Annotated in this window: 22 protein-coding genes; 9 read left to right on the forward strand and 13 right to left on the reverse strand. The window is 59.1% G+C overall.

What is annotated here, in order from left to right; genetic code table 11:
• Window positions 1-2 precede the first annotated feature (2 nt).
• Complete coding sequence (locus Q2T52_RS14525) at window positions 3-599, reverse strand: DUF1349 domain-containing protein (protein WP_302077496.1); 597 nt, start codon at window positions 597-599, stop codon at window positions 3-5.
• Between the two features lie 67 nt (window positions 600-666).
• The gene (locus Q2T52_RS14530) at window positions 667-1,575 is read right to left on the reverse strand and encodes a helix-turn-helix transcriptional regulator (protein WP_302077497.1); all 909 of its coding nucleotides are present in this window, start codon (window positions 1,573-1,575) and stop codon (window positions 667-669) included.
• A gap of 161 nt (window positions 1,576-1,736) precedes the next feature.
• Between Q2T52_RS14530 and Q2T52_RS14535 the strand changes: the two genes are divergently transcribed.
• The 6 genes from Q2T52_RS14535 (at window position 1,737) to Q2T52_RS14560 (ending at window position 9,628) form a co-directional block, all read left to right on the forward strand.
• A complete protein-coding gene (locus tag Q2T52_RS14535; protein WP_436799544.1) occupies window positions 1,737-3,182 on the forward strand; it encodes an aldehyde dehydrogenase in 1,446 nt (481 codons plus the stop codon).
• Window positions 3,183-3,218: 36 nt separating this feature from the next.
• Entirely contained in the window at window positions 3,219-4,667 is a 1,449-nt protein-coding gene (locus Q2T52_RS14540; RefSeq protein WP_302077498.1) for an aldehyde dehydrogenase, read from the forward strand.
• A gap of 155 nt (window positions 4,668-4,822) precedes the next feature.
• On the forward strand, window positions 4,823-6,319 hold the full coding sequence (locus tag Q2T52_RS14545) for a sugar ABC transporter ATP-binding protein (protein ID WP_302077499.1): 1,497 nt from the start codon (window positions 4,823-4,825) through the stop codon (window positions 6,317-6,319).
• 15 nt (window positions 6,320-6,334) lie between these two features.
• Complete coding sequence (locus Q2T52_RS14550; protein WP_302077500.1) at window positions 6,335-7,399, forward strand: ABC transporter permease; 1,065 nt, start codon at window positions 6,335-6,337, stop codon at window positions 7,397-7,399.
• A gap of 36 nt (window positions 7,400-7,435) precedes the next feature.
• Window positions 7,436-8,533, forward strand: coding sequence for an ABC transporter substrate-binding protein (locus Q2T52_RS14555; protein WP_302077501.1), 1,098 nt, complete (start codon window positions 7,436-7,438; stop codon window positions 8,531-8,533).
• Between the two features lie 177 nt (window positions 8,534-8,710).
• Window positions 8,711-9,628: a CE1 family esterase gene (locus Q2T52_RS14560; protein WP_302077502.1), complete on the forward strand. Its 918-nt coding sequence runs from the start codon at window positions 8,711-8,713 to the stop codon at window positions 9,626-9,628.
• 27 nt (window positions 9,629-9,655) lie between these two features.
• On the opposite strand, the gene Q2T52_RS14565 is transcribed toward Q2T52_RS14560, so the two are convergent.
• The 4 genes from Q2T52_RS14565 to Q2T52_RS14580 all read right to left on the reverse strand — a co-directional run bounded on the left by Q2T52_RS14565 (window position 9,656) and on the right by Q2T52_RS14580 (window position 12,806).
• Window positions 9,656-10,669, reverse strand: coding sequence for a LacI family DNA-binding transcriptional regulator (locus Q2T52_RS14565; RefSeq protein ID WP_302077503.1), 1,014 nt, complete (start codon window positions 10,667-10,669; stop codon window positions 9,656-9,658).
• A 115-nt stretch (window positions 10,670-10,784) separates the two neighbouring features.
• On the reverse strand, window positions 10,785-11,117 hold the full coding sequence (locus Q2T52_RS14570) for an NIPSNAP family protein (RefSeq protein ID WP_302077504.1): 333 nt from the start codon (window positions 11,115-11,117) through the stop codon (window positions 10,785-10,787).
• Window positions 11,114-12,001 carry an NAD(P)-dependent oxidoreductase gene (locus Q2T52_RS14575; RefSeq protein WP_302077505.1) on the reverse strand — a complete coding sequence of 296 codons (888 nt, stop codon included), beginning with the start codon at window positions 11,999-12,001 and terminating at the stop codon, window positions 11,114-11,116. Before Q2T52_RS14575 ends, Q2T52_RS14570 begins: the two co-directional genes overlap by 4 nt.
• Before the next feature lie 46 nt (window positions 12,002-12,047).
• Window positions 12,048-12,806, reverse strand: a complete 759-nt coding sequence (locus tag Q2T52_RS14580) for an SDR family oxidoreductase (RefSeq protein WP_302077506.1) — start codon at window positions 12,804-12,806, stop codon at window positions 12,048-12,050.
• 97 nt (window positions 12,807-12,903) lie between these two features.
• On the opposite strand from Q2T52_RS14580, the gene Q2T52_RS14585 reads away from it, so the two are divergent.
• Window positions 12,904-13,851 carry a 2-hydroxyacid dehydrogenase gene (locus Q2T52_RS14585; protein WP_302077507.1) on the forward strand — a complete coding sequence of 316 codons (948 nt, stop codon included), beginning with the start codon at window positions 12,904-12,906 and terminating at the stop codon, window positions 13,849-13,851.
• A 16-nt stretch (window positions 13,852-13,867) separates the two neighbouring features.
• Window positions 13,868-14,899 carry an L-idonate 5-dehydrogenase gene (locus Q2T52_RS14590; RefSeq protein WP_302077508.1) on the forward strand — a complete coding sequence of 344 codons (1,032 nt, stop codon included), beginning with the start codon at window positions 13,868-13,870 and terminating at the stop codon, window positions 14,897-14,899.
• 3 nt (window positions 14,900-14,902) lie between these two features.
• On the opposite strand, the gene Q2T52_RS14595 is transcribed toward Q2T52_RS14590, so the two are convergent.
• Window positions 14,903-15,343, reverse strand: a complete 441-nt coding sequence (locus tag Q2T52_RS14595; protein WP_302077509.1) for a GlcG/HbpS family heme-binding protein — start codon at window positions 15,341-15,343, stop codon at window positions 14,903-14,905.
• Window positions 15,344-15,423: 80 nt separating this feature from the next.
• Here Q2T52_RS14595 and Q2T52_RS14600 point away from each other — a divergent pair, with 80 nt between their 5' ends.
• Entirely contained in the window at window positions 15,424-16,311 is an 888-nt protein-coding gene (locus Q2T52_RS14600) for an SMP-30/gluconolactonase/LRE family protein (protein ID WP_302077510.1), read from the forward strand.
• 23 nt (window positions 16,312-16,334) lie between these two features.
• Here Q2T52_RS14600 and Q2T52_RS14605 read toward each other — a convergent pair whose 3' ends face one another.
• From Q2T52_RS14605 to Q2T52_RS14630, 6 genes are all read right to left on the reverse strand, one after another.
• Entirely contained in the window at window positions 16,335-17,498 is a 1,164-nt protein-coding gene (locus Q2T52_RS14605; RefSeq protein WP_302077511.1) for a M20 aminoacylase family protein, read from the reverse strand.
• A 94-nt stretch (window positions 17,499-17,592) separates the two neighbouring features.
• On the reverse strand, window positions 17,593-18,726 hold the full coding sequence (locus Q2T52_RS14610) for an RHE_PE00001 family protein (RefSeq protein ID WP_302077512.1): 1,134 nt from the start codon (window positions 18,724-18,726) through the stop codon (window positions 17,593-17,595).
• Window positions 18,727-19,085: 359 nt separating this feature from the next.
• Window positions 19,086-20,348: a plasmid replication protein RepC gene (gene repC, locus Q2T52_RS14615; protein WP_302077513.1), complete on the reverse strand. Its 1,263-nt coding sequence runs from the start codon at window positions 20,346-20,348 to the stop codon at window positions 19,086-19,088.
• A 186-nt stretch (window positions 20,349-20,534) separates the two neighbouring features.
• Window positions 20,535-21,527 (reverse strand): plasmid partitioning protein RepB, encoded by a 993-nt coding sequence (repB, locus tag Q2T52_RS14620; protein ID WP_302077514.1) that lies wholly within the window; start codon window positions 21,525-21,527, stop codon window positions 20,535-20,537.
• Window positions 21,528-21,624: 97 nt separating this feature from the next.
• A complete protein-coding gene (gene repA, locus Q2T52_RS14625) occupies window positions 21,625-22,839 on the reverse strand; it encodes a plasmid partitioning protein RepA (RefSeq protein ID WP_302077515.1) in 1,215 nt (404 codons plus the stop codon).
• Between the two features lie 312 nt (window positions 22,840-23,151).
• Window positions 23,152-24,084, reverse strand: coding sequence for an amino acid ABC transporter substrate-binding protein (locus tag Q2T52_RS14630; RefSeq protein WP_302077516.1), 933 nt, complete (start codon window positions 24,082-24,084; stop codon window positions 23,152-23,154).
• Between the last annotated feature and the right edge of the window lie 7 nt (window positions 24,085-24,091).

Consider the following 24,091-nt stretch of genomic DNA (forward strand, 5'->3'; position numbering starts at 1 on the left):
ACTCACGTCAGGTCGTGCAGATCGCGGTCGAGGGGGGCACCGAGCAGGAATTCGGAGAACCGCACCTTCAATCCCGCCCGCTCCGGCGTGCAGCACATGGGGCCGACCCAATAGCGTGATGCAATAGGAAACGGTGCCAGGCGCACCAGCGGCCAGGTCTTTCCATCAGCCGACACCTGAAGGCGCAGCACGCCCGCTTTCACCGTTACACGCAGCCAGAAATCGGCGGCATTGCCGAGATAGGGCGCCGTTGCCCAGTCCGATTGCTCGCGCGTCAGAACACTGGAGAGCATCGCCTGCCCATCGGAGAACTCGATACCCGCCTTGATCCAGTTGCGTTCATCGACGCGCACCATCAGCCCTGCCTGATCGTAGAGCTCTTCGAAATTAGCTTGAACGCGCAGCTGTGCCATAAAGGCATCCCCTGTCGCAAATCCCAGGAAATGACCGTTGTCGCGGATGAAGCCGTAATGCGTTTCGCGCCAGAAATCCGTCTTTCCGTCTGTGACAACATCCAGCACGTCGCCATCTGCGGCCCAAGCCGCCGGTTCACCAAACCAGTTGAACTCTTTGCGACCAAACACCCGATCTGTCTTCATCCGCTTTGTGCCTCCCTTGATGGATCGGGAATATGGAGCGCACGTCGCCTTCTGTCAGCCCGCGTTGTTACGGCCAATCGTGATAATCGGCCGGAGCAATGTCACGGCCCGCACTCCGCTGCATGCGGTTACGATAATTGAGCGGTGACAGGCCGGTCTTCTTCTTGAAGAAATGGCTGAAGTTGGAGGGGTCGCGGAAGCCCAAGCTTTCGGCAATATCCTGAACAGAGCGCGCCGAACGCTCCAATTGAAATTGGGCCTCCCGCACAAGACGCTCATGCACGAGATCGAGAGGCGAGCGCTTGAGTTGCCGGGTGCAGATGGCATGAAGACGATCCGGCGAAACGCCAAGGCCTTCCGCATAGCGGGCTATGCTCATCTGCTGGCGGAAACTGGTCTCCACCAATTGCCGGAACCGCTGGAGCAGATCATCCCGCCCACGGCGGCTTGGATGCACGGAGGGCTGGGTCTCGGATGCTTGCCATGCCCCGATCAGGATCAACCTCAGACTGGCGGCGATTGTCATGCGGGACATGTAACGCGGTCGCTCCCATTCACGAGCGATCTGCAGGAGAAACGTTCGCGTTTCCACCGCAGTACTGTCCCCTAGGCGCAAGACGAGAGCCTGTGAGCAGAAGGCGCGAAGTGAAGCCGATTCGGGCTGGTTGCCGATTGCATCCGCCAGAAGCTGCGGCGAAAGACCGATAACCATTCCTTCGGCACCGGCAAAGAAGGTGGCGGTTTGCAAGCGCTCCGTCGGAGACAGAATGAATGAGGGCCCTGCATGGGGATGCTCCCTCTCACCATCCAGAATGGCGTCGCCGGATGCGACAAACAACAGATGGTGAAAGTGACGCTGGCGAGGATGCAATAGCTGTATGCGCTGCCGCCCCAGCGACGGCAGAACCTGAACGAGCCGCATCTCACCATAGAGATCAGCTTGAGGAAGCGACTTGGTAGGGCTTGGGTAGATCATACACCAGATTTATACATATATTCCCCAAAAAAGCACATTCAGAAATTCACTGTGCCCGCTATCGTCTTCGCAAGCCTTTGGGAGGAGGCGGATCGGTGAACCAGCATCACGCGAAGCACAGTGGGCAAAGCGCGCCTGACGCAGCCTCAGCCGGGGCGGAAATCATCCGCCTGTTTGTGGGCGGCGCTTCACGCGATGCCGCAGATACGCGCTCCTTCGAACGGATAAGCCCTGTGACGGGCGCGGTCGTGACACGAACCGCAGCAGCAAGCATTACCGATGTGCATGCCGTGGCCACGGCGGCAGCGGCGGCTTTTCCCGCCTGGTCGAGCACCACACCCGGCTTCCGCCGCAGGCTTCTGGAAGAGGCCGCCCGCATTCTGCTGGCCCGTGAAGAAGCCATCCTTTTCTCCATGATGCGGGAGACGGGCGCCACGCGCGACTGGTGCCGCTTCAATGTCAGGCTTGGAGCGGAAATCCTGCTGGATGCCGCCGCACAGGCGACTCAGGTAACGGGTAGCCTGATCCCGTCCGACCGGCCCGGTGTGACCTCTTACGCAGTGCGCCAGCCCTCCGGCGTTTGCCTTGCCATGGCTCCGTGGAACGCGCCGATTATCCTGGGTGTTCGTTCACTGGCCATCGCTTTGGCTTGTGGCAATACCGTCATCTTCAAGGGGTCGGAGCTCTGCCCGGCAACGCATCGCCATATTGTCGACGTGCTGGCCGAAGCCGGATTTCCGGCCGGTGTCGTCAATGTCCTCTTCAACGCACCCGCCGATGCGTCATTGATCGTGGAAGCCCTGATCGCCCATCCGGTCGTTAGGCGGGTGAATTTCACCGGCTCCACCCGCGTGGGCAAGATCATCGCGGAAAAGGCGGCAAGGCATCTGAAGCGTTGCCTGCTGGAGCTCGGCGGCAAGGCGGCCTTCATCATCGATGACGATGCCGATCTCGATGAAGCCGCCCGGGCCGCTGCCTTCGGCGCGTTTTTCAATCAAGGCCAGATCTGCATGTCCACTGAGCGCATCATCGTGTCGGAGAAGGTGGCAGACCGTTTCGTGGAGAAACTTCTCGCGCGGGCAAAGACCCTGACGGCGGGTGATCCCGATCGCGTCCATATGCCGCTCGGTGCCATGATTACCGCGGAAGCGGCCAGACGCGTCCGTGCCTTGGTGGAAGATGCAACGGCCAAGGGGGCGCTACTTCTCAGCGGCGGCGACCCACATGATGCCTTCATGGATGCCACCGTTCTCGACCACGTCACGCAGCCCATGCGAATCTATCGCGAAGAAAGTTTTGGCCCGGTCTGCGCGATCATCCGTGTGTCCGACATGGAAGAGGCCGTCACGGTCGCCAATGATTGCGAATATGGCCTGTCCTCTTCGGTTTTCACCGCCGATATCGCCAAGGGCATGGAGATTGCCAGACGGCTGGAGAGCGGCATCTGCCACATCAATTCGGCAACCGTTGCGGACGAACCGCAAATGCCATTCGGCGGCGTGAAAGCCAGCGGCTATGGCCGCTTCGGCGGCGCGGCCGCTTTGGATGAATTTACCGAACTTCGCTGGATCACGGTCAGCACCGGACCCGGCAGCTATCCGCTTTAGGCGGCTTCTAATTCAACGTTCAAGGAGGAGACAACCATGTTCGAGATCAAACAACTCATCAACGGCCAGTTGGTCGGGGCCATTTCCGGCAAGACCTTCGACCGCATCGACCCGTTCAACGGTTCCGTTGCGTCGCGCTCGCCAGCATCAGGGCTCGAGGATGTGAAGGCAGTCGTCGCCGCTGCCGCCGCTGCCTTTCCCGCCTGGTCGAAGACAGGCCCTGGTACACGTCGTGCCCTGCTGCTGAAGGCTGCAGACATACTGGCTTCCAAGGCAGATCGGTTCGGCGAACTCATGATTGCAGAAACCGGCGGCACCGCGCCATGGGCAGGTTTCAACACCATGCTGGCCGCTGGAATGCTGCGCGATGCAGCAGGGCTGACCACGCAGATCCAGGGCGAAATTATCCCCTCCGACAAGCCGGGCACGCTTGCCATGGCCGTTCGCCAGGCAGCCGGCGTCTGCGTCGGCATCGCGCCTTGGAACGCGCCGATCATTCTCGGCACGCGCGCGATTGCGGTCGCGCTTGCATGCGGCAATACCGTTATCCTCAAAGCCTCGGAAGCATGCCCGGGGATCCATGCGTTGATCGTGGAAGCACTGAACGAAGCCGGCTTCCCCGCAGGCGTCGTCAACGTCATCACCAATGCCCCGGAAGACGCAGCGGCCGTTGTCGAGGCTCTCATTGCGGCACCGGAGGTGAAGCGCGTCAACTTCACCGGCTCGACCAAGGTTGGCCGTATCATCGGCGAACTCTGCGGCCGCCATCTGAAGCCGGCGCTTCTGGAATTGGGCGGCAAGGCACCGCTGATCGTGCTGGAGGATGCTGATATCGATGCCGCCGTGAATGGCGCGATCTTCGGCGCCTATGCCAATATGGGCCAGATCTGCATGTCGACCGAGCGCATCATCGTCAGCGAAAAGATTGCCGACGAATTTGTGGCAAAGATGGCAGCACGCGCCGCCACTCTTCCGGCGGGCGATCCGCGCGGCCATGTGGTGCTGGGTTCGCTGGTCAACCCAGGAGCCGCGACGAAAATGCAGGAATTCATCGATGACGCCGTTTCCAAAGGTGCAAAGCTCGTGGCAGGCGGCAAGGTCGAGGGCTCTGTGGTTTCAGCTACCCTGCTCGACCATGTGAAGCCCGGCATGCGCGCCTATAACGAGGAAAGCTTCGGCCCCGTGAAGCCTGTGATCCGCGTGAAAGATGACGAGGAGGCACTCGCCATTGCCAATGATACGGAATACGGCCTTTCTGCTGCCGTCTACAGCCGCGACGTCCAGCGCGCCATGGCGGTTGCAGCCCGCATCGAAAGCGGCATTTGCCACATCAATGGCCCGACCGTGCACGACGAGCCGCAGATGCCATTCGGCGGCGTGAAGGGCTCCGGCTTCGGCCGCTTCGGTGGCAAGGCCGGCATCAACGAGTTTACCGAGCTGCGCTGGATCACCGTCGAAGATCCGCACCAGCATTATCCCTTCTGATCCCATTGGATCAGCTGGATTGATCGGACGGGCAGGCGCTGGTGCGGCACCTGCCCGTTTTCTTTGCTGCAGATATTAACGACTTCGAAAGGGTCGCTTGACTCTGATGTTATCGATAACATATGGTGTTCTCATTCTTGCTTTGGGAGGAGCAGATGGAGGAACAACCACTTCTGGAATTCCGTCGAATTTCCAAGGAATTCGGCGGCACCAAGGCCCTGACCGATGTTTCGCTGGAGATCCGGCCGGGTGAGATCCTGGCGCTTCTCGGCGAGAATGGCGCAGGCAAGTCCACACTTATCAAGACGCTGGCAGGCATCTACAAACCCGAAACAGGTCAGATCCTGTTTCGTGGCCTGCCCTATCAGCATCATCCGCCGCAGCCGCAGGAGCGGCAGCCGGTTGCCTTCATCCATCAAGATCTCGGCCTTATCGAATGGATGACTGTTGGCGAGAATGTCGGTCTCGCGCAAGGCTATTCCATGCGCAGGCGGCTGATCGACTGGCGCGGCACCGAGCGTCGCACGGCGGAAGCCCTGAAACTGGTCGGCTGCGATTTCGATCCGTCTACCCGCGTACAGGATCTGACCCGCACGGAAAAATCCCTGGTCGCCATCGCCCGCGCGCTTGCCGTGGAAGCCGATGTTCTGGTGCTGGATGAGCCGACCGCCAGCCTTCCCGCCGATGAGGTTGAGCGTCTGTTTGCCGCCATCCGCCCTCTGAAGGAGCGCGGCGTTGCGATGATCTATGTCTCGCATCGGCTCGATGAAATCTTTCGTATTGCAGACCGCGTGGCGGTACTGCGCGACGGCCGTCTGGTCGGGCAATCGCGCGTCAGCGACACCACCTCGGATGAACTGATCCGCATGATCGTTGGCCGCAAGGCAGACCAGTTGTTCGCCAAGGCGGAGAGCCGGCCTGGCGCACCGATCGTCAGCGTCCGCAACCTGATCTGCCGCGGCACTGGCCCTATTTCCTTCGATCTGAGGGAAGGGGAACTTCTCGGTCTCGTGGGTTTGCGCGGCGCGGGTCAGGAGCTTATCGGGCGCGCCCTGTTCGGGTGCGAGGCTTCCAGCGGGGAGGTGACCATTCGCGGTAAGGCGCCGGATCTTTCCAGCACCGTCACGGCGATTTCTTCCGGCATCGGGCTGATTGCTCGCGACCGCACGGAGGAGTCTGTCGCCATGTCTCTCAGCCTGCGGGAAAACACCTATCTCAATCCCAGCGCATCGGGCCGTAAGCTGTTCGACTTCCGATCGCCCGCGCGCGAGGCGGCGGAAGCCGCTGTTCTCGGCGACAAGGTGGGGCTGCGCCCAAATGACCAATCGCTTGCCATCGAAGCACTCTCCGGCGGCAATCAGCAGAAAGTGGTCGTGGGGCGCTGGCTCGCCACGGGCCGCAAGCTGCTGATTGCGGAAGACCCAACGGCCGGCGTCGATGTCGGCGCCAAGGCCGACATTTACCGGCTGATTGCCGCGGCGGTCGAAAGCGGGCTTGCGGTTCTCGTCATCTCCACGGACTTCGAGGAGATCGCCCACATCTGCCATCGCGCCCTTGTCTTTTCGCGCGGACGCATCGTTCGCGAACTCAACGGCGCGGAACTCACCACATCTGCCGTCATTGCTGCGGCCTCCGCTTCCGAAGCGGCCTGATCGGGAGGACATGACATGCAATCCATCCAATCCACCGCGCTGGAACCGACCAGGGCAGAGATGAAGAACCTGAGCCGCGCTGAGAAGTGGCTGCGCCTGCTGCCGGTTTATGGGCTGGTGATTCTGACGGCGCTGCTGATCCTGTTCTTCTCGATCATCCTGCCGGATACGTTTCCGACGCTTCTGAACCTGCGCTCGATCATCGCCAACAAGACGATCATCGCGATCCTGTCGCTGGCGGCGATGATCCCGATGGCGGCGGGACGCATCGATCTTACCATCGGCTACGGCATCGTGCTCTGGCACATCCTGGCGATCAGCCTGCAGACCATGTTCCATCTGCCCTGGCCGGTCGCGGTGCTGATCGTGCTGGTGCTCGGTGCCGCGACAGGTTTCCTGAACGGTATTCTGGTGGAAGTCGCCAAGATCGACAGCTTCATCGCCACGCTCGGCACCGGCACGGTCATCTATGCGCTTGCGCTGTGGCACACCGGCGGCCGCCAGATGATCGGCATGCTGCCGGATGGTTTCTACGCGCTGAACGGCACCATGATGTTCGGGCTGCCGATCACTGGCCTTTACGTGCTGGCTCTGGCAGTCGCCATGTGGATCGTTCTCGAATACATGCCGATCGGCCGCTATATCTATGCCATCGGCGCAAACCCGAAGGCAGCAGCCCTGAACGGTATTCCGGTTCGCCGTTTCGTCATCGGTGCTTTCGTCGCATCTGGCACGTTGTCGGCGGTCGCGGGCGTCCTGCTCGCGTCCAAACTGCGCATTGGTCAGGCGAGCGTCGGGCTTGAATATTTGCTGCCTGCGCTGGTCGGCGCCTTCCTCGGCTCCACCACCATCAAGCCCGGCCGCGTCAATGTCTGGGGCACGATGATCGGCGTCATTATCCTTGCGGTCGGCATTGCCGGCATCCAGCAGCTAGGCGGCTCCTTCTTCGTCGAACCGCTGTTCAACGGCGTCACCCTTCTCGTTGCCATCGGCATTGCCGGCTATGCGCAGCGCCGCCGGGGTATTGCCAAGTCAGCCCGGCCTGCCGCTGCGCCCACGGAGAGTTCGAAAGCAAACTGATTTTCAGCATTCGTGTTTCATACGGGAGGAAAGAAGATGAAACGCAGACATTTCATGATTTCGACGGCGATGGTGCTGGGGGCACTGTTATCCGCACCGGCCTTTGCCGATGCTCTTGGCGATGCCAAGGCGATCGTGGCCAAATATGCCAGCCGCGTGGAGAAATGGGATGGCCCGACCACGGGACCCAAAGCGCAGACGGGCAAGAAGATCGTCATCGTCGCCGCCGACATGAAGAATGGCGGTATCCTCGGCGTGGTCAACGGCATCCAGGAAGCGGCCAAGGCCGTGGGCTGGACCGTGACGGTGCTGGATAGCGGCGGCTCGATTGATGGGCGTACCGCAGCCTTCGGCCAGGCCATGACCCTGAAGCCGGATGGCATCATCATCAACGGCTTCGATGCCGTCGAGCAGAAGCCTGCCATGGAAGCCGCCAAGAATGCCAAGATCCCGATGGTCTCCTGGCATGCAGCCTCCGCCGTCGGTCCGGTGCCGGAAGTTGGCGTTTTCGCAAACGTCACGACGGACGCGATGGAAGTCTCGCGCGCAGCGGCCAATTATGCCTTTGTGGATGCTGGCGGAAAGCCGGGTGTGATCATCTTCACGGATTCGACCTATGCGATTGCGATTGCCAAGGCCGACCGCATGAAGCAGGAAATCGAAAAGCTGGGCGGCACCGTGCTGGAATATGTCGATACGCCGATTGCCGAAACGTCCCAGCGCATGCCGCAGCTGACGACCGCGCTGCTGCAGAAATACGGTGCAAAGTGGACGCATTCGCTGGCGATCAACGACATCTATTTCGACTTCATGGGCCCATCGCTCGCCTCTGCCGGCATTGCCGGTGATGGCGCACCGAAGAGCGTTGCCGCAGGCGATGGCTCGGAAGGCGCCTACCAGCGCATCCGCGCCAAGCAGTATCAGGCCGTGACCGTGGCCGAACCGCTCAACCTGCAGGGTTGGCAGCTGGTTGATGAGCTGAACCGAGCTCTCGCCGGTGAAAAATGGTCCGGCTATGTCTCGCCGCTGCATGTGGTAACCACCCAGAATGTCGAATTCGATGGCGGACCGAAGAACACGTTCGACCCGGACAACGGCTATCGCGACGCCTACAAAAAGATCTGGGGCAAGTAACCTGCACACTTTCACTCAATGCTTGGGGGCGCGGCGAAAGCCGCGCCTCTATCTGTTTCGGGAGACGAGCTTTCCCGTTCAACTGAAGGTGACCAGACACCTTCCGATCGGTCATTGCCGACGGCCGGGAATGACCTAAATCTTGCCGCTGTATTTCGTTTCGAAGCGGGAAGTTTCATGTGCCGCACATTGCTACGGCTGCCATTCACCATCCTCCTCTCTCTCTTCGGCTTTTCAGCCGCGCAAGCCGATGAACTTCTGAGCTACAAGTGGCAGGGTGTCGATCGCACCGCCATTTTGCATGTTCCAAAGGGTCTGGAGGGGCAACCTGCTCCGGTGGTCATCGTGATGTATGGTTCCGGCGACAAGGCCGCCAACTTCCAGAAGAATAGCGGCGCCGACGTAGTGGCCGACAGCGAGAACTTCATCACGCTCTATCCGGAAGCGATCGATGGTGCCTGGAACATCCGTGCCAAAAGGCCGGTCATCAACGGCGAGCCCGTCGATGATGTCGGCTTCTTCCGCACCATGCTGGATGATCTCGTGAACCGGAATATTGCCGACGAGAAACGGATCTATGCCACCGGTTTCTCCTTCGGCGCGCTGATGAGCTATACGCTCGCCTGCTCGCTGCCGGACAGGATTGCCGCCATCGCTCCCGTTGCGAGCGCCATGAACGAATCCCAGGTCGAAAACTGCAAGCCCGGTCATCCTAAGCCTGTCATGATGATCAATGGCACAAGCGATGATGTGCAGCTTTACGATGGCTATATCCGCTCCTTCGGTCGCCTGACCTCCGTGCCGGAAACAACCGAGTACTGGCGGCGCATCAACAGCTGCACCGGGGTTGGCGTGACACCGCTACCGCATCTCAACCCGCACGACCTGACGCGGGCCAGCCTGTTCCAGTGGTCGGGCTGCGCGCCGGGCAAGGCCGTTCAGCTGTATCGCATCGAAAACGGCGGGCATTGCTGGCCGCGTCTCGCATCCGCTAACAATGAGACCGAGGACGAGCCGCGTTTCGGTGGATGCAGCAATGATATTGAAGCGACCGAAGAAGCCTGGAAGTTCTTCAAGCAGTTCCGCGTGGACTGACCACGGGCTGCAACCGAAACATCCTACTTACCGCGTGCTTTCGCGCACCATCAGTTCCGGCTGGATGGTCACGTGGCCGGCATCGCTGACGCCTTCGAGCAGTTCGAGAATGAGCTGGCCGGTGCGGCGACCGATCTCGCGGGCCTTGGCGTCGATGGTGGTCAGCGTCGGCACGCAGATGCCGCCGATCTCATAATCGCCGAAACCGGCCAGTGCGATATCGTGAGGCACCGCCACACCACGGCGCTGGCACTCGGTCAAGGCGCCGAAGGCCGAGAGATCCGAGACGCAGATGACGGCTTCCGTGTCGGGAAATTCAGTCAGCAGCCGGGCCATGGCGTTTGCACCCTCGCGCATGGAAATCGGCGGTGGGCCTGCCGCGATCAGCCGATCCGTTTCAAGCCCATGCGCCTTCATCGCGCCAAGGAAGCCCATGCGACGATCGCTGCCGCGCGTATCGCGACCCGCATCACCGCCGATGAAGGCTATTCTGCGATAACCGACGCGCACGAAGTGATCGACCATGCCACGCACCGCGTCCGCATTGGAGAAACCGACATAATGGCCGATCGGGCTTGCAGGTTTGTCCCAGGTCTCGATCACGGGAATGCGGGCGTTTTCCAGGAGCTTGCGGCCGCGCGGCGTATGCTTGCCTCCCGTCACCACAATCGCTTCCGGCTTGCGTCTGAGCAGCTGCTCGATCAGCCGCTCCTCCTCCTGCATGTCGTAATTGGTATAACCCAGCAGGATCTGCATGTTGCGCGCCGCAAGCGCATCGGAAAGACCGCCCACCGTATCGGCAAAGTTTGCGTTGTTGATGGATGGAATGGTGACGGCGACAAAATCCGAACGCTGCGAGCGCAGGTTGGAAGCGGTCGAATCGAACACATAGCCGAGATCTTCCGCCGCCTGCAGAATGGCTTGGCGGGTTTCCGCGCTGATCAAACTGTCTGTCTTGAAGGCGCGCGAGACCGTCATGGGTGAAACCCCTGTTACCCGGGCGATGTCGGCCATGGTCGGAGGTTTGCGGATCTGGCTCATGAAGGGCTACGTTGTTATCGATACCACAGCCAGTAGAGCGTGTTTGAAGTGCTAATGCAAGGAAATAGGCCGGGGCGAAGCGGTCTCTCCACCGCCCTGGCCTACCAAGTGCCGCTTACAGCGGAAATTCGTTGGCAAGGGTCACATGGTGATGGATACGGCCCTCGAAGAAACGGGAGAGGACTGACTCGGTAGCCGCCCGCGCTTGCGTCCGCACCGGACTTGCCAGCGCTGCATCCACCGCTGCCATATCCGGATAATTCACGGCCAGGATCATCGGAAACTCCGGCGCGCCATCGTCGCGTGCTTCGGCAAAGGAGACGCGCACATCGAGCGCGCCGGGAAATTGCTTCCACTTCGGCAGGATTTCTTCGATGACGGCGGCGCGGAAGGCTTCCGTCTGGCCGGGTTTGATCGATCCTTCGAACAAGGCGTAACGCGTGATCATTCCAAAATCTCCCTCTTCGCTCCCCTGAAATATTCCATCAGCGCCGCCTGATCCTCGCCGCCCAGACCGGCGGCTGTCAGCATGCGGTGAACCTCGGCGCAGGTTGCCGTCAGCGGCATGGCCGTGTTGGTACGCCGCGCCAGATCCTGCGCGCCGTTCAGATCCTTCACCATGTTGTCGATGCGCCCTGTGCGCCGGTAATCCCGTGCCACATAGCGCGGCATATATTCCTGCAGGATAGCGCTGTCGGCACGGCCCCCTTTAAGCGCTTGCGGGATCTTGGCGGCATCTACCCCTGCATCGATAGCAAGCTGTGTAGCCTCCGCCACCGCGAGGAAGTTCAATCCGCAAAGCACCTGGTTGATCAGCTTGGTCGTCTGTCCCGCTCCAACTGGCCCCATATGGGTGAAGTTGGTGGACACATGTTTCAGGATCTCATGGGCATCCGCCACATCCTGTTCTGCGCCACCTGCCATCAAGGTCAGCGCACCGATCAGCGCCTTCGGCGCCCCACCCGATAGCGGGCTATCCACCCAGCGCAGACCTTTGTCAGCAGCGTCTGCAGCCAATTCCCGCGTCGCTTCGGGATCGATGGATGACATGTCGATGATGAGCGTGCCGTGTTTGGCGCCGGATGCAACGCCCTTTTCTCCGAAGACCGCGAGACGCACGATCTTCGGAGAGTTGAGGCTGAGGATGACGGCTTCGGATCGCGCTGCGGCATCGCCAGCACTTGCCGCCCCTTGCGCGCCACGTTTGACCAGCGCCGCCACCTTGGCCGGATCGGGATCGAACACACAAAGCGCAATACCCGTTTCCACCAGACGCTGCCCAATGGCGCCGCCCATGGCGCCGGCCCCGATCAGGGCAACCTTCCTGCTCATCCTCATCTCCTCCCGAACGGCGCAATGCGCCGGCTATGCCTTGCCGTTACAGCGAGACGGTAATCCCGCCATCGACGTAGAGAATGTGCCCGTTGACGAAGGACGAAGCATCTGAGGACAGATAGATGCAGGCGCCTACCAGTTCCTCGACCTTGCCCCAACGCCCCGCTGGCGTGCGCTTCTCCAGCCAGGAATTGAAGTTCGGATCGGCCATCAGCGCGGCATTCAGCGGCGTTTCGAAATAACCGGGCGCGATGGCATTGCATTGCAGGCCATATTTCGCCCAGTCCGTCGCCATGCCCTTGGTGAGGTTGCCGACAGCGCCCTTCGTCATTGTGTAGGGCGCGATCGAGGGACGTGCGAGCGCCGTCTGCACGCTGGCGATATTGACGATCTTGCCGCGGCCACGCTTGATCATGTGGCGGGCGACCGCCTGGCCAACGTTGAACACGCTGGCGATATTGGTGCGCAGCAGCCGTTCGAAAGCGTCTTCCGGAAAGTCTTCCAGCGGCCCGCGATGCTGCATGCCCGCATTGTTGACGAGAATATCGATCGCGCCGTGTTCCGCCTCATAGGCATCTACAGCAGCGCGCGCGGCGCCATGTTCCGTCACGTCGAAGGGCAGGAGTTCGACAGGAGACGCAAACTGAGACGCCGCATCCTTGAGTTTCTTTTCATCACGCCCGTTGAGCACCACGGATGCGCCAGCATCCGCCAGACCCTTGGCCAGCGCAAGGCCGATGCCCTGCGACGAACCGGTGATGAGGGCGCGACGGCCCGTGAGATTGAAAAGGGTGAGCGACATTGTTTCCTCCACTTTTTGTCTCGACAACCCCCCGACACACTGTTTATGTTATCGATAACATACACTGTCAAGGCGTTATCGCGGGAGGATAACAGAAATGGCTCGACCGGGCATTTTGCAAATCGGTCCCTATCCACAATGGGATGAGGAGCCGCTGAATGCGGCTTTCGACGTTCACCGATATTTCGAAGCGGAGGACAAACAGACATTTCTCGAAAACGTAGGCCCCGGCGTTCGCGGCATTGCCACGCGCGGGGAACTCGGGGCGTCCCGTGCCCTGATCGAAGCCTGCCCCAACCTTGAGATCATCTCCGTCTATGGCGTCGGCTTCGATGCGGTGGATCTTGCTGCCGCCCGCGAGCGGGGCATTCGCGTCACCAACACGCCTGATGTGCTGACCAATGACGTGGCGGATCTGGGCGTTGCCATGATGCTCGTGCAGTCACGCGGCATGATCGGCGCTGAAACATGGGTCCGCGATGGCAGCTGGGCGGCAAAGGGGCTTTATCCGTTGAAGCGTCGGGTCTGGGGCAGGCGCGCCGGCATTCTCGGCCTTGGCCGTATCGGCTTCGAGGTCGCCAAGCGCCTCAAGGGCTTCGACATGCAAATCGCCTACTCGGATGTGGGACCAAAATCTTATGCTGAGGGGATGGAGTTCATTGCCGATCCTGTCAGCCTCGCACAACGATCCGACTTCCTGTTCGTGACGCTGGCGGCGTCCGCCGAGACCAGGCATATCGTCGGCCAGAATGTGATCGAGGCGCTTGGGCCGGAAGGCATGCTGATCAATATATCCCGTGCCTCCAACATTGATGAAGAGGAACTGCTGACGGCGCTGGAAACGGGCAAGCTCGGTTCGGCGGCGCTTGACGTGTTTGAGGGCGAACCCAAGCTCAATCCGCGTTTCTTGAAACTCGGTAATGTGCTGCTACAGCCGCATCACGCTTCCGGCACAGTCGAAACCCGAAAGGCCATGGGGCAGTTGGTGCGGGACAATCTGACCGCCCATTTCTCGGGCGATCCGCTGCTGACCCCGGTTCTTTGACAAGGAGATCATTGCCATGAAAGCCATCGTTGCGCATGCGGCGAAAGATGTCCGCATTGAAGAGTTTCCGGATGAGGACCTGGGCAAGGGACAGGTGCGGCTGAAGCTTGCCACCGGCGGCATCTGCGGCAGCGACCTGCATTATTACAATCACGGCGGTTTCGGCACCGTCCGCCTTCGCCAACCCATGGTTCTCGGCCATGAGGTCTCGGCCGTGGTCGAGGCTCTCGGGGAGGGCGTCGAGAACCTGGAGATCGGCCAGCTTGTTGCCGTCTCGCCATCACGGCCCTGCCGAAGCTGCAGATACTGCCAGCAAGGTTTGCACAACCAGTGCCTCAACATGCGCTTTTACGGCAGCGCCATGCCCTTCCCGCACATCCAGGGTGCCTTCCGTGAGCATCTTATTGCCGATGCCATTCAGTGCGTGCCCGCGGATGGCTTATCGGCCGGAGAGGCGGCGATGGCAGAACCTCTCGCCGTGACCTTGCACGCGACGCGCCGGGCCGGCGAAATGCTGGGCAAGCGCGTGCTGGTGACCGGCTGCGGCCCGATCGGGCTTTTGTCCATTCTCTCGGCGCGCAGGGCAGGGGCCGCGGAGATCGTGGCGACGGATCTCTCCGATTTCACATTGGCCATGGCCAAGACGGCGGGGGCGGATCGCACGATCAATTCCGCGCAGGAGCCGGACGCGCTGGCCGCTTATGGCGCCGACAAGGGAACTTTCGACGTGCTCTATGAATGCTCCGGTGCAGCCGCAGCCCTCGCGGCTGGCATTACCGCCATGCGGCCACGCGGCGTCATCATCCAGCTGGGGCTCGGCGGCGATATGAGCCTGCCGATGATGGCCATCACCTCGAAGGAACTGGAGCTGCGCGGCTCCTTCCGCTTCCACGAGGAGTTCGCCACCGGCGTTTCGCTGATGCAGAAGGGCTTGATCGACGTAAAGCCGCTGATCACTCACACCGTGCCTCTGGCGGACGCAATTTCCGCTTTCGAACTCGCGTCCGACCGCAGCCGCGCCATGAAGGCGCAGATCCGGTTCAATTGAACGTCAGCGCGTGGGGGTGGTCAGAAAGGAACGGTCGGCGCCGATCGCCTCCAGAGCTGAGGCGGCGACCATTTCATCCTGCTCGCCCGAACCGGAACCAACGCCGATGCCGCCAAGCAGCATGCCGTTCACCCGGATCGGCAGCCCGCCACGCAGACCGGTGACGCTGCCCTGGCTGGCCGCTGCCAGCGGCAGCTTCGCATGTTCTGGCAAGCTGTTGCTCGGCGCCCCAATGGAGGCCGCCGTCTTGGCCTTGGCACCGGCACTTTTAAGCGAGAGGAAGCGCGAACCCGTCATACGCACGACGCCCAGTTCCACGCCGCTTTGATCCACAATGACAATGCACTGCGGCTGATTCATTTCTTTGGCCCGCGTCACGGCCGCCTGCAGCATGGTCAAGACAGCCTCGTCGGTCAGCTGCGCGAAGGTCTGGGTAAAGGACATGGCGTCTTCCTCTGCTTTGAGTCTTGGTACCCGTATGTTATCGATATCAGCTATCAATGCCATGGGAGGAGCAAACCGAGATGTCGTTTTTCGAAGCCATCGATCCAAAGTTCAACAGGTTCGTGCTCGGCAACGCCCCGGTCAAGGAAATCGCGACCGGCTTTGACTGGGTGGAAGGCCCTGTCTGGTTTGGGGATCTGAACTGCCTGCTGTTTTCCGATATTCCCAACAACCGTATCTACCGCTGGATACCGGAGGTGGGCACGAGCGTGTTTCGCGCGCCCTCCAATTTTGCCAATGGCAATACGCGCGACCGGCAGGGGCGTCTGGTCACCTGCGAACATGGCGGACGCCGTGTGACGCGGACGGAGATAGACGGGTCGATCACGGTGATTGCCGACAGCTACCAGGGCAAACGGTTGAACTCCCCCAATGATGTGATTGTTGCTTCCGATGGCGCCATCTGGTTCTCCGATCCCCATTACGGCATCATGATGGATTACGAGGGCCAGAAATCCGAGCAGGAGCTTCCCTGCAATGTTTACCGTGTCGATCCGAACGGCGAGATCAAGGCGGTGCTGACCGATTTCAACTGCCCGAACGGGCTTGCCTTCAGCCCGGATGAAAAGCGGCTTTATGTGGCCGATACCGGCCGCATGGGTGAGCCCGACCCACGCCATATCCGCGTCTTCGACGTCGAAACAGCCTGGTCACTGACAGGCGGCGACATCTTCCACGTGATTGATCCCGGCTGTGCCGATGGTTTCCGGCTGGATCAGGAGGGCAATATCTGGTCATCCGCGGCTGACGGCGTGCATTGCATCGCGCCGGACGGGCATCTGATGGGCAAGATCCTGATCCCGCAGACCGTCTCGAATGTCTGCTTTGGCGGGCGGCATAAGCACGTGCTCTTCATCACCGCGTCAAAGAGCGTCTATTCCATCGCCCTGAACCGTCGAGGCTGCTGAGCAGCCTCAACTATTGAGCCGGTTCAGGTGATGGCGCCGCGCCGTTCGACGATGCGGGCGAACAGGCTTGCGCCCACCGGCAAAATGCCGTCATCCAGTACAAAGCCTGGATTGTGAACCGGCACATTTCCGGCGTGACCCACGGTGCAATAGACGCCGGGGCAGGCATGCAGCATGTCGGCGAAATCCTCGCTTCCCATAACCGGGTTGCCTTTCACATAGACGTTCTCCTCGCCCACCACATCCCGTGCCGCGGCCAGATAGCCTTCGACCAGTTCCTCGGTGTTGATGAGAACATCGAAGACGTTTCGAATATCCACCTCGATCTCGACTTCGAAGGAGGCTGCAATGCCCGCAGCGATGCTGCGCATGCGCGCTCGCACCAGTTCATTCACGTCGCGATCCATGAACCGAACAGTGCCCGAAACGACCGCCTCCTCCGGGACGATATTATAGGCCGTGCCGGAATGGATCTGTGTGACCGACAGCACTGCCTGTTTCAGCGGGCTGATGTTGCGGCTGATCACGGTCTGCAACGCCTGTACCAGGGCTGTCGCGACAATGATCGGATCTCGCGACGTTTCGGGATGAGCGCCATGGCTTCCACGGCCCTTAATACGCAGATCGAAGAAATCGGCACCGGCCATGGCAGGCCCCGGCTTGATGCCGATCCGGTAAGGATCATCCTGCGGGGAATTGTGAAGCGCGTAGATTTCGTCACAAGGGAAGCGCTCGAACAGACCGTCCGCCAGCATCGCGCGTGCGCCTCCGCATCCTTCCTCACCTGGCTGGAAGATGAAGATGACCGTACCGGCGAACTGCCGGGTTTCCGCCAGATAGCGTGCGGCTCCCAGCAGGATTGTCGTATGCCCGTCATGTCCGCAACCATGAAAGCGTCCAGGGTTTTGTGAGCTGTAGCTGAGGTTGGTGCGCTCTTCCATCGGAAGCGCATCCATATCAGCGCGAAGGCCGATCGTGCGGCCGGGACCCAGCGAACCCTTTAGCACGCCGATGACTCCGGTCTTACCAATTCCGCGATGCACCTCGATGCCGTAGGAGGTCAGTTTTTCCGCGACGATTGCAGACGTGCGAACCTCTTCAAAGCCTATTTCCGGATGGCGATGAAGATCCTGGCGGATCTCTGTGAGGTCATGAGCAAAGTCAGCAATATGCGGGATAACAGACATTTGGAGCTCTATTAAGGAGGTTACAAACACCGCACCATAGCCTCCTGAAACTCTGGGCCTCAAGTGGCAAATCATTGAAGCGTGGCGCCCACCGTCACACAATACCCCAGGCTCTGAAGCGTCCGCGTCCCGTCAGTTCACGAAGGCCGAGTTCGTCCACCAGCCGAAGCGCGGCTCGTGGGGTGACATCAAGAGCGTCCGCAATCATGTTTGAAGACAGTACCGGGCGGGCGATCGCCAGTTCGATAAGCTGAGGCAGGGAAGATGACATCCGGCGACCGCTGAGCCTACGTTGCAGCGACTGATGTGCCAGTAGAAGTCGGTCATGCTCCTTCAGGCCAATTTCTGCGGCGGCTGCCAGCGCCTGTGTGTAAGCGAGAAGACGGACCTGGCGCTGCGAATGCCTGCGTCGTTCGACCGGGACCGATCTAAGTCCGAGGTTCAAGGTGACCAGATGGGTCTGGCTTGTCATCTGGGCCTCACGCAACACGGCTCCGGAAAGAAGCCGCCCAAGCCAAGGCGCGTGCTGCAAAACCTGCAATTCATTCCAGGCATCAAGCGCAATGACAGCCCGCGCGACCGGCGGCAACTCCTTCGCTTCTTGCAGCACAGCCAGCCATTCCCCAAGACGTTGATCTTCGTCCCAGTCTGCATCGTAAACCCAAGGGTCTCTCTCGTGAGGTTCGGGAACTGGATGTTCAATCGGTGCATTTTCCAGAAGGGTTGCCGAGCGAGCCAGCAATGCATCGATGGATGCAAGTTCGGCATCCAGAGCTGTTAAAATGGCTGAGGTTCTGGCGTCTTGGCCATGCCGCTCGATGACGGACTTCACTTCAAGGGCTGTATCCGCTTGCTTCTCGCGGACATCTTCGACACGTGATCCAGGTCCCTGGCGCAGGGATGCCAAGCCATCCCTTCCTAAGGCCCATTCGGGAGCATGGGATACAATACGCCTGCGAGACCGCAACACATCCCGCGCAATTGTGAGCTCTCTGGTGGGCGCACGAATGTCATGGCCGGCATCATGCAACACAAGATCTTCGAGATGCACCAATTCGCCGTCGACCCAGACGGAAGAACAGGCATCCGAGAAGTGAGTTCTCTCGATCCAGCCTTCTCCAATCGACGAACGCGCTATCCGTTCATCGAGACGACTGAGCTCCGCCGTTGCCTCCGTTACCGGTGCGAACAGTTCCCGCAGCGGCAATTTCCTCAAATCATAAGACATTGAATAAACGTTAGAACAACTTCCATACGGAAGCTAGCGGCCAGTTAATGTCCGCCACATGCGATAGGAGGAGGGGAGTTGTATCGCAGCCGTATCTGGCGGCTTCGTCATTACCTCTCCCTTATAGCGCAAAATGGCTGATAAGGCAAACAGCGTATCCCCGTATCGCATCCAATCCCCCATCTGATCCTTTTCATTCACCAACAAAATTACGACAGGAAATCAGCCGCTTAGTTTGTTGTCGGCAGACAACAAAAAGCCCGTCACAGACTCCAAAGCTTCGATATGACTGAATCTTCTTCTGAATCCGCATTCATATCGATGAGCGAGTGCTTCATTTAGAATAGCCTTCTGCGTCGTCACCACATGCTGGCCTCAACAGCAATTTCATTGGAGTTGGCCGTATCACCGGAAGGGGATATCAGATGGTGCTGCTCCTTTCTAAGAAGCGCGGTAATCATGGGTGCAAGGGTAAAGGAGCCTGCTTTGGCCCGGTTCATGAGATCGTGCAGATAGCTTGCCGGGCGACGGATATGTTCGACGCGTTCAAGAAGGCAGGCCATGATCACAGCGGCATTTTCCGGTCGCAGTGCGTCACATGCCTGCTGATAGAGAACGGGGTCTATGCCCAGCATCGAACGCACAACGATGGCAGCTGCCATCAGGTCCCTCCAGGTCGAGACGGTACCACCGGGCGCGTAGGCTGAAATTTCTGGACACGCTCTGACGACCATGTCCAGCGGCATGCCTTTAAGCCCCGTGTGATTATTCAACTGTACAGATCGCGAATTTTCTTTCTTCAGCGTTTCCAAAGCCAATTCGGATTCAATTTGAGATTCTGATTCAGGACTCTCTTTGTGCTGCTCATTTCGGGCAACATTGCTGCTCGCCATTGACGCATTTTGTTGTTCTTTCAAGCGAGTAACGACATCGGAACGCAGCTTCACGAGCCGTGCGAGAATAAGTTCCACTTCATGCAATGATGGTGACCTTGTTAGTGTCGCCAAGGTTTCACTGCAGCAGGCATCCAAGGCTTCCCAATCGCCTGCGATCCCTTCTGCGATGGCTGATGCGATCAGCTTACGCAGGTCACGTCTGCAGATGCTGAGGTCCTCCTTCGCCCGGCGGAGCGCCAGTCTTTCCGCAACGACCTTTTGCGCCAACACGGCAAGTTCCGGGGCTCGTGCCACAAGTGGTGACAGATCGAAACCAAACGCGGCTTCCACTTTGCCAGCTGTCGATTTGCGGGCATAGCGTTTTCCGTTCGCACTATCTCTGCGAATGATCAGACCGGCTTCTATCAGGAATGCGAGGTGACGGCGCAGCGTTGCGCCCGCCATGCCATGCGCACGCAAGGAGAGCTGCGTGTTGGAAGGGAAGACAATCATGCAATCGCCTTGCTTCAATTCCGTCTCCGGATAAAAGCTCAGCAGCGCGTTGAGAACCGCCATGCTGCGATCTTGTAGACCAAGCGTCTTTCTGGCTTCCGTAACGTCACGGAAAACCTTCCATTTGTCGATACAAAAACCGTGTTCTATTTCCTCTATGGCCGCTTGTCGTTTCATCAGGGCAAGCGATATCGTCCGCCGCCCAAAGGGCGTCGTTACATGTCCAGTTGACATCTTTCTTTTCACCTATCCAAAGGCAAAAGAAATCCGGTCACCGAAACGATGCCAAAAAGACTTGACTGCTTTTTATGGAAATGCGATTCTCAGGCTGCTTACACCAATGAGAGAGGCTTCCATGACGGCAACGTTTTGGGGGCCTTTTTCTTTTGCGGTTCTTGTCCTTAAGTTTTCCTCAGGCTGTCATTTTTCCTTGTTGAAGCTTTCGTAGAGTGCAGGCAATTGATCCATAACGAACAACGCGAAAGCTTCATCGCGTTGTCGGTTAATCTGGATCTTGCAATGCTTTGAAGAAACGGAAAGCACAGCAATATCAACTCCGTTGGCGGAGCGGGCAATCGATGTGTCGCGGATCTTCTCCGCCCCTGATACATCGGCCTTCTTGAGCGCCCGCAAAATCGTCGTAAACCGATCCTCGGTATCCTTGTGGACGAAGGCCTTGTCCTGAATTGCCTTCCGGGCCTTGGCTTCGGATGACGTGTCCTTGAAAAGGTCCGCCATTTCCTGCCAACGACCGCGTCCCACCTTTGGTGCTCGACCAATGGCAGTAACGACCCAGTCAGGCACGGATTGAGCGACGGCAATCAGTTTGGAAACTTCCGCTCGGTCTACCGAAAGAGCGGACTGGATCAATGTCCTCTGAAATCCGGCGCTTTCGAGTTTGTGCGCAAAGGCAGCTCGCTCGATGAAGCTCAGATCTTCGCGAGCAGAGTTTTCTATTCCTTGTGCGACGACGAGGCGGTCATCATCCAGATCGCGCACATAGGCTTTGACGGGAAGCCCGAGATCGGTTGCAGCACGAAGCCGTCGGTGTCCGTAAGCAACCTGATACCGACCTTGTTCCGTCGGATGCGGGCGCACAAGAATGGGGATTTCCTGTCCGTGTTCCAGAATGGAGGCGCGCAGGGCTTCAAAGGCTGCAATATCCTGATCCAGAAATCGGTCTGCAAAAGGCGAGGGATCGACGGAAGCCGGATCCAGTTCGACCGGCAGCGCCCCTTCTGCCACACGCTTCTTCAGAGCCTCGTATTCACGTTCTACCTCTGAAAACGTATCCTGCAATGAGCGGACGGCTCCTGAGGTGACACGCGGGGTGGCACCCCGACGCTCAGTGGTTTGAGTTTCATCATTGCCTGCAGCAAATAGCGACCGGATCGATTGGGTACGTTTGCTCATGGCATCTCTCTTTCGATCAGGGCTTCGCTGTATGGCAAAACAGCTGTCGTGTTGTCTGTGGACAACAAGCTAACCTTTTGAATCTGAACCGTTAAGGTCATTTGGCGCGCTCCCATACTCCGTTGATGAGATCGATGACCTCCTGATTGACCGCATTGATCGATTCCATTGCCCGATCATACGTGGAGCGACCCACGGCACCGCGCGACAGCTCATAAAGGGATTGCTTGGTCAACCCCGCATTGGCAATCGCGGTTGATTTCCATGCGGACGCTGCCATGACGTCGCTTGCAAAGACATCCCGAAGCAGACCCACAATCTCCTGTTCAGGCACGTCGCGTGGGTCGTGCCGGGTGATGAGGAAACGCAGGAAGTCGTAATCGAGCTTGCCACCCGCTTCTTCGATGACCGAAACGAGGTCGGACGTCATCAGCAGGAATTGGCTCATGGATGCGACATCCACCATCTGCGGATGGACGGTGACGATCATGCCAGTCGCTGCGTTCAACGCCCCCATGGTGAGAAAGCCAAGTTGTGGAGGGCAATCGACGACCACGACATCGTATTCATCTTCGACCTGTGCAATCGCGCCAGCAACGCGACGGAAGAAGAGGTCTTCCGGTTTGCCCCGGTTCTGCAGCATGTGGCGCGGAGTCTGATGCTCGAATTCCATCAGTTCCAGATTGCCGGGTACGATGCTGATGCCGGTGAAATAGGTCGGCTTGATGATATCCCGCATCGAAACCCGCTCATCGTCATAGCGGATCGCACCGTACAAGGTGGCGTTTTCGGCAACATCGAATTCCGGTTGATACCCGAACATGGCGGATAAGGAAGCCTGTGGATCGAGATCGATTGCCAGCACGCGATAACCCTGAAGGGCGAGTCCCTGCGCAAGATAGACGGACGTCGTGGTCTTGGCCGACCCCCCTTTGAAATTCGCGACGGTGATGATCTGCAATTTTTCACCAGGCCGGCGGCGCGGCCAAAACCGCACGGCATCCTTGGGGCGAGACGTGGCAAGATAGCGCCGCAGCTCGTTGATCTGTTCAAGCGAATAGGAGCGTCGGCCGGCGGTTCCAAGGTCTGGCGTCGGTCCGAGGCCATCGAGTGAAAGCTGGCGCAGATAACCATCGGACACACCAACAATCTCGGCCACCTCGCCGGAGGTGAACGAGCGAAGAGACTTTTGCGCCATGGGCGGAAATGCACGCTCACCAACCGCCCGCAAACGTGCAGACAAAGCTTCTGCTCGTTGCGTAATATGCGCGGATGTCGATGCTCCACGGATGTGCCTGTCGATCACGTTCACTGCGGCCTCTGGTTTCAGACGGTTTCTGGGCGTTAGACGCGCTAATACCGTCTCAAGATAAGCCACGATTCTCGCAACCCCGCAAGGGAATTAGAGTTAACAATGCCTTACCGGCATGCGGGCTTCATGGCGTTTAGTCCCGCATGCCCCAAAATCCCCGGAAAATCCGATAGATAAGAAAGTCGTGCAAACAAGTCGGGCCACACGGGTCGGTGTCCTCGCCGGGGGGTATCCATCTTACGGACCGCAGGAGTCTCGAGATTTTTCCGACTCAGAGGATAGAATCGCCGACCTCTTGCCGCACATCAAATCTCACTTCGGGGCTTCTTGTCCGGCAGCGGGTGTTGTCGCAATTCCCATCGCCACCTTTAACTCATCACTCATCGGCAGACAGATGCAATAGCCTGCGCTGGTGATCGGCCTCAGGAACCAGCGGGCGTATATCTCCGGCATTTGCGGGCTTGCATAGATTTTCCGGAGCAGCGTTGCTACGAGCTCGGAAAATTCACGATCATCGACGTGTGTCATAAAGCCATAGGGTGTAGGCTCGGTGATTGCTTCGGTCGAGATCACATAGTCGGTTGAGTGACCGGTTGCGGCAACCATTGTCCTCAGCAGAATGTCATCCATGGCAAAGGCTGAAGCCCGACCGCTTGAAACCAGATCGAATGCACCTTGAACTGTATCCAGAGGGAGCGAAACGAGGTTCAGCTTTTTCTCCCGGCTTACTTTTAGGATGTCGGCGACATTGACAGTTCCCAGGACAACACTTACGGATTTGCCCCGCAGATCCTCGACCGTTCTGATGTTGTTCTTTGCAAGTGAGACAAAGCGCGTCTGTGAGATGAAATGCGGTGGTGCGAAGGTGGCGACTTTCATCCGGTCAGGCGTGTTGCTGCTCGACGCGCATTCGATATCGGCCTGACCATCATTCAGCATTTGGACACGATTGCTCGGCGTTCTCTGGATATATTCAGTGCGCAATTTTGGAAGTTGCAATGCCTGCCGCAATTGCTCAGCCAGAGCTGCGCAGAGATCTATGGAATAACCCGCAACGGTTCCGTCGTCTGCCTGGTAGGAGAACGGGGCAGATGCACCATAGGCTACGCGTAACACCCCACTCTTACGAATTCTTTCTAGAGTGGAGCTCTCTTGCGCCGCGGCCGTACCACAGAAGATGATGCAAATGGCGATGAGCAGCAACTGAACCAACGCTCGGACGTGTGTGACGATCATTGACTCCATAGCCGCC

Origin of the sequence: Rhizobium oryzicola (assembly GCF_030504645.1) — a bacterium.
GTDB lineage: Bacteria > Pseudomonadota > Alphaproteobacteria > Rhizobiales > Rhizobiaceae > Neorhizobium > Neorhizobium oryzicola.